This window comes from Streptomyces sp. NPDC055103 (assembly GCF_053607625.1).
Genome location: NZ_JBSGTX010000012.1, coordinates 1 through 5848, shown reverse-complemented (window position 1 = coordinate 5848; position 5848 = coordinate 1). Strand labels below are relative to the sequence as shown.

Sequence of the window (5848 nt, the reverse complement as noted above, 5' to 3'; positions counted from 1 at the left end):
CCGCGGCCGCCGGGGGGCCCCCGGCCCCGGTGTTCCCGGCGGTCGTCGCTTTCATGGCTTCCCCTTTGGGCCTGGGGTTTACTTCGGATTATCCGGGTCTGCCGTGGGCGGGCGCCGGACGGCACCGGCCGGCGACCGCGAACTCATATCAGGGTGATGGTGATCATCTCTTCCGTACGACCACGAAATCGGCCAGCGCGGTGAGCTGCGCGCGCACGCGGGCGGGCATGTCCACCTCGTGCAGGGCCTCGATCGCGACGGCGTGCTGGCGGCGGGCCTCCTGGGAGGTCCACTCGCGTCCTCCGGCCTCCTCGATGAGGGCGGCCCGGAAGGCGAACTCCTCCTCGGAGAAGGTGTCGAAGTCGTTGGACTTGGCGTCCTCGGCGAGCAGTTCCCCGAGCCGCTCGGAGGCGTCGCCGCCGGCGGCGAGGGCGGCGACGACCGGCAGGGACTTCTTGCGCTGCCGCAGGTCGCTCCAGGTCTGCTTGCCGGTGGCCTCCGGGTCGCCCCAGATGCCGAGCAGGTCGTCCACGGCCTGGAAGGCCAGGCCCAGGTGGTAGCCGTACTCCTCCAGCTTGTCGGCGGTGCGGTCGTCGGCCCCGCCGAGGACGGCACCGATGGAGACAGCGCAGGCGAGCAGGGCGCCCGTCTTGTTGCCCTCCATCTCCAGGCACTCCTCGACGGTGACCCGCTCGCGGTGCTCGTACGAGATGTCCTGGGCCTGCCCGTCGATGAGCTTGCGGGTGGCCGTGGTCAGCCGGCGGGTGGCCCGGCCTGCCTCGACGGTGCCGAGTTCCAGCAGCAGCTCGTTGGCGAGGGCGAAGAGGGCGTCACCGACGAGGATGGCCTGGGCGGGGCCGTGCACCTTCCACACGGTGTCGCGGTGGCGGCGCTGCTCGTCGCCGTCCATGAGGTCGTCGTGGAGCAGCGAGAAGTTGTGGACGAGCTCCACGGCGACGGCGCCGGGGATGCCGACCTCGGGCGCGGCGCCCGCGGCCTCGGCCGAGAGCAGGGCGAGCGCGGGGCGGATCGCCTTGCCCCCGTCGCCGTCGGCGGGGTTGCCGCGGGCGTCGATCCAGCCGAAGTGGTAGGCGGCCACGGTGTCCATGGGCGCGGCGAGGCGGTCGACGGCCGCCCGCATTACGGGGGTGGACAGGGTCCGCCCCCGCTCCAGCAGTGCGGACACGTCCGCGGTGTCGACGGCCGGATTACCCGGCGGCACAGTCGGCACGGTCTCTCCTCTAGTTCCGGTACTCACAGTCATGCCGCCTCCTGCAGCGGATGGTCATGACGGCGGCCGAGGGTGGAGAGCGCCGCGCCCGCTGCGCTGAATCCGCTGCGGACGGCGCCCTCCATGGTCGCGGGCCAGCCGGTGGCGGTCCAGGAGCCGGCCAGGTACAGGCCGGGGACCCGGGTACGGGCGCCGGGGCGGAGCCGGCCGACGCCCGGGGAGGGGGCGAACGTCGCCGTCCGCTCCCTGGTGACGAAGAAGTCGCGGATCCCGGCGCCGCGGGCGGCGGGGAGCAGCCGCTCCAGCTCCGGGAGGTAGCGCTCGCGCAGGGCGGCGACGGGTTCGTCGATCTCGTCCTGGGCGGCGGACTGCGAGACGGCGAGGTACTGGCCGCCGCCCTTCAGTCCGGAGGAGTCGGTGCGGTCGAAGACCCACTGCACCGGGGAGCCCAGCGCCGTGAAGAAGGGCCGCTTGAGCACCTTGCGGTCGTAGACGACGTGGAGGTTGAGGATGGGCGCGGTGGTGATGTCGAGGAGCCGGTCGGGGTCGTCGAGGGCGCCCTCGGGCAGCAGGGCGTGGGTCTCCTGCTGCGGTACGGCGAGGACGACGGTGTCGGCGTCGAGCGTCTCCCCCGGCACCTCGACGGCCCAACGTCCGTCGTCGGTACGGGAGATCCGCTCGGCCTTGGTGCGCAGCAGGGTGCGGACGCCGAGGGCGTCGAGCTCCTTCGCGGGCCTGGTGTCGTGGAGTTCGCCGAGCGGGACGTGGGCCCAGCCGATGTCGGCGGCGCCGGGCTCGGAGAGGAGCCCGGTTTTGAAGACCATCGCGGCGAGCCCCATGGAGGCCTGCGGGGCGGGGGCGTTGAGGGTGGGGATGCCGACCAGGTCCCAGAGGGCCTCGACGGTCCGCGGGGACTGTCCGTGGCGGCCGAGCCAGGTGGCGAAGTCGATGCCGTCGAGGGCGGGGTCGGCGGGGTCGAGCTTCTTCAGGGCGAGCGCGGCCCGCCCGACGGAGGCACGCTCGGCGAGCGAGAGGTGCGGGTACGCCGCGAGGCTGCGCGCGAGGTGCAGGGGTACGGGGAGGTTGTCGCGGCGGATCCGGCCGAGCCGGGGGCCGCGGGGGTGCCCGACGTCGAGGACGGGGACGTCGAGGCGGTCCTGGAGGGGGGCGAGGCGGGCGCCGTCGATCCGGTCGAGGAACCAGCGGTAGGCGGTGCAGCAGCGGAGGTACACGTGCTGGCCGTTGTCGACGGTGAGGTCGCCGCGGCGGAAGGAGAAGGCGAGGCCGCCGAGGCGGGGCCGGCCTTCGAGCAGGGTGACGCGGACGCCGGCGTCGGCGAGCCGGAGCGCGGCCGTGATCCCGGCGAGCCCGCCGCCGACGACGACGGCGTGGGGCTGCGGGTTCCGCTCGGTTCCGTCGGTCGTCACACGGCCTCCGTTCGGGTCGGGGCGGTCGGCAGGGGCGCCCGGGACGGGAACACCCCGGGCAGGGGCACCCCAGGCAGGGACGCCGTGGCGGCGTTCCGGGTTGCCCGGCCGTCAGGAGCGTACGGGCCCATCAGGCACGCCCCCTGACGGTACGCCGGGCGATGGTGCGGGTGTCGAGCCCGGAGAGGCCGCGCACGGCGACGTACGCCTTCTCCCGGCCCGGCAGCGAGACCCGGCCGCGCAGGACGGCCTCGGGGTCGCGCTCGATGCGGTCGAGCAGCCGCCGGTAGATGCCCGCCATGGCCGCGACGCACGCGCCGCTGCGCCGGTCGAGCATCGGCAGCAGCCGGTAGCCCTCGGCGAACAGGGCGCGGGCGCGCCGGACTTCGAAGTGGACGAGCCCGGCGAAGTCGGCGCCCGGAGGCGGGGTCTCGCTCCCGAAGCCGTCCCCGCAGCCGAACTTGGCGAGGTCGTCGGCGGGCAGGTAGGTGCGCCCGTTCCCGGCGTCCTCACGGACGTCCCTGAGGATGTTGGTGAGTTGGAGCGCGAGGCCGAGGGTGTCGGCGTACTCGGGGGCGCGATCGGCGCCCTGGGCGCCGGGCTGCGTGCCGAAGACGCCGAGCGAGATCCGGCCGATCGCCCCGGCGACGCAGCGGCAGTAGACCTTGAGGTCGTCCCAGCTCTCGTAGGTCGCGCCGCGTACGTCCATGAGGACGCCGTCGATGAGCTCGTCGAGACCGCCGAGCGGGATCGGGAAGCGGCGGGCCGAGTCGGCGAGGGCGACCGCGACCGGGTCGGTGTCGTCCTCGTCGATCTCGCCGGAGCGGACCCGGTCGAGGAGCGCGCGGGTGGCTTCGAGCCGCTCCCGCTTGGCCTCGGGCGGGAGCGTGCCGTCGCCGATGTCGTCGACGCGCCGCGAGAAGGCGTACAGCGCGGACATCGCCTGGCGCTTCTCGGTCGGCAGCAGCCGGATCCCGTACGCGAAGTTGCGTGCCTGCTGACCGGTGACCGCCTCGCAGTAGCTGTAGGCGGCCTGTACGGGTGCCGACGGCTGGAGCTGTCCCTCCACGGTGGCGCTCACCCCTCTCTCCGCGCCTGGAGCAGAACCGCTCCGGCCTGGCGCATCAGGCTCGGCTTGGTGGGCCTCGGCGGGCCGGGCAGGACGTCGAATCCGGCGGCTGTGACCGCGTCGAGCGCCGCGAGGCCCCCGGCGGTGAATCCGGCGAGGAGCAGGCGGAGTCGGCCGTGGACGCTGCCGACGAGCGGGATGCCCGTGTGCAGCAGTTCGCGGGCCCGCTCGGCCTCGAAGGCGATCAGCGCGCGGACGGAGGCGCCCGCGGTGGGCCGGGCGAGGTCGTCCTCGGTGACGTGGAACCGCTTGAGGTCCTCGGCGGGCAGGTAGATCCGGTCGTTGCCGAGGTCCTCGGCGACGTCCTGGAGGTGCTCGACGATCTGCAGAGCGGTGCAGATCTCGTCGGAGCGCCGGATCCGCTCGGGGGTGTCGGTGCCGGTGATGGCGAGGACGAGGCGGCCGACGGGGTTGGCGGAGAGCTCGCAGTACGCGAGGAGGTCGTCGTACGTCTCGTAGCGGCGTACCAGCTGGTCCTGGCGGTTGGCGGCGATCAGTCCGAGGAAGGGCTCGGGGGTGAGGCCGCACCGCAGGACGGTCGGCCGGAGCGCGCGCAGCAGGGGGTGGCGCGGGGTGCCGTCGAAGACGCGGCGGAGGTCGGCCTCGAAGGCGTCGAGGAGGGCAAGCCGGTCCTCGGCCTCAGCGGGGGCGAGCCCGAGGTGCCGGGCGTCGGCGCCGCCGGGGGCCAGGTCGCCGTCGCCGATGTCGTCGACGAGACGGGCGTAGCCGTAGACGGCCATGAGGTCGTCGCGCCAGGCGCGGGGCAGGAAGAAGGGGGCCACGGGGAAGTTCTCGTCCGCGGCCTTGCCGAGTGTGGTGCGCGAGGAGGCGTCGGGGCGCACCTGCCGGGTACCCGTCACTGGGCGCTGCCCGACGAGGGGACGGCGACACCCTCGTGGAGCTGGAGATTCTGCGTCATGGCCGTCACGACTCCCGTTCTACACTGCCGATCCAATCCATCCTATTTCGGACACGCCGCCTACTCCTGCCCGCCGGGCCGTCACCCGGCGACCCGATGGCCGTGGGGTATCGCCCTACTTGCCTCGAAACAGACCGGTCCAGCTTACGTTGTACGACGGCGATCGTCGTTCCGGGGTGGCGGGGATCGGGGACTTCATCCGTACGTGTCGTCAACTCTCCTGCACGGCAAGGGAGTTCGATCCGGAAGGAGTCAGAGAACCCGCGTGCCGGAGACGACCATGGCCAGGGTGGATTCGACGACGTCGTTCCTGCGCTGCACGGAGAGGCGCCGCAGCGGGCCGTCGAGCAGGAGGAGTGACAGTCCGTGCACGGCCGACCACGCCGCCGCGCCGGCTGAGGGGCGCACGCCCGGCCGCGGGCCACCGGCCTTGGCAAGGCCCTCAAGACCCTCCCTGAGCAGGGTGAACGCGCGGATCTCGGACTCGGGGGCCGGCCGGCCGGGGGCGGGGTCGTCACCGCCGGCGGGGCGGGGGACGCAGAACGCGGCCCGGTAGAGGCCGGGCTGCTCCACGGCGAAGCCGACGTACCCCCGGCAGAGGGCGACGAGCCTGCGCTCGGCGGCCAGGGCGGAGTCGTCGGCGCCGGGCTCCCGGCCGGCGGCCCGCTCCATGGAGTCGGCGAGCAGGTGCTGGGCGTGGACCTTGACGGTACGGAGCAGCTCGCCGCGTCCGTCGAAGTGCCGGTAGGCGGCGGTGGGCGAGACGCCGACCCTGCGGGCGGCCTCGCGGAGGACGACCCGCTCGGGGCCGCCTTCGGTGGCCAGGTCGACGGCGGCGCAGATCAGCGCGTTGCGCAGATCGCCGTGGTGGTAGGTCTTTCCCCCCGAGATCGCTGCCATGGGATCATCCTGCCCGATGTTGACCGCATGAACATTCCAGGTGGCAGAGCGACGCGCGGAAAACGGAGGAACCCCTACCGGGTGACTCCGGCAGGGGTTCGTCGACGCGCTCGGCAGAGCTCGCGAGAGCGGCTGAGCTCGGTACTGGGCTAGGGCGTGTTTCGAAAGTAGCGTCGTCTGCCCGAAGGGCAGGCCGGGCGGCGTCTGGTGCGTGCGATCGCAAGGCGGAGGGTCGTCCCGAT

At 73.5% G+C, this 5848-nt stretch carries 4 protein-coding genes and 1 pseudogene; all 5 read right to left on the bottom strand.

From position 1 onward, the window contains the following. Nucleotides 1–163: 163 nt before the first annotated feature. Nucleotides 164–1264, bottom strand: coding sequence for a polyprenyl synthetase family protein (locus ACWFR1_RS10420; protein ID WP_453548787.1), 1101 nt, complete (start codon nt 1262–1264; stop codon nt 164–166). Next, nucleotides 1261–2721: pseudogene (gene hpnE, locus ACWFR1_RS10415) on the bottom strand (hydroxysqualene dehydroxylase HpnE); the annotation flags it as partial. The pseudogene hpnE and the gene ACWFR1_RS10420, both read right to left, overlap by 4 nt. Before the next feature lie 67 nt (nt 2722–2788). Then, a complete protein-coding gene (hpnD, locus tag ACWFR1_RS10410; protein ID WP_453548784.1) occupies nt 2789–3739 on the bottom strand; it encodes a presqualene diphosphate synthase HpnD in 951 nt (316 codons plus the stop codon). Beyond that, nucleotides 3736–4647: a squalene synthase HpnC gene (gene hpnC, locus ACWFR1_RS10405; protein ID WP_453548781.1), complete on the bottom strand. Its 912-nt coding sequence runs from the start codon at nt 4645–4647 to the stop codon at nt 3736–3738. Before hpnC ends, hpnD begins: the two co-directional genes overlap by 4 nt. Before the next feature lie 311 nt (nt 4648–4958). Next, nucleotides 4959–5606 carry a TetR/AcrR family transcriptional regulator gene (locus ACWFR1_RS10400; protein WP_453548778.1) on the bottom strand — a complete coding sequence of 216 codons (648 nt, stop codon included), beginning with the start codon at nt 5604–5606 and terminating at the stop codon, nt 4959–4961. Nucleotides 5607–5848 lie beyond the last annotated feature (242 nt).

Coding starts and splice junctions, on each gene's coding strand:
- ACWFR1_RS10420 (WP_453548787.1), bottom strand. CDS start 1,264: ATGACTGTGAGTACCGGAACTAGAGGAGAGACCGTGCCGACTGTGCCG.
- ACWFR1_RS10400 (WP_453548778.1), bottom strand. CDS start 5,606: ATGGCAGCGATCTCGGGGGGAAAGACCTACCACCACGGCGATCTGCGC.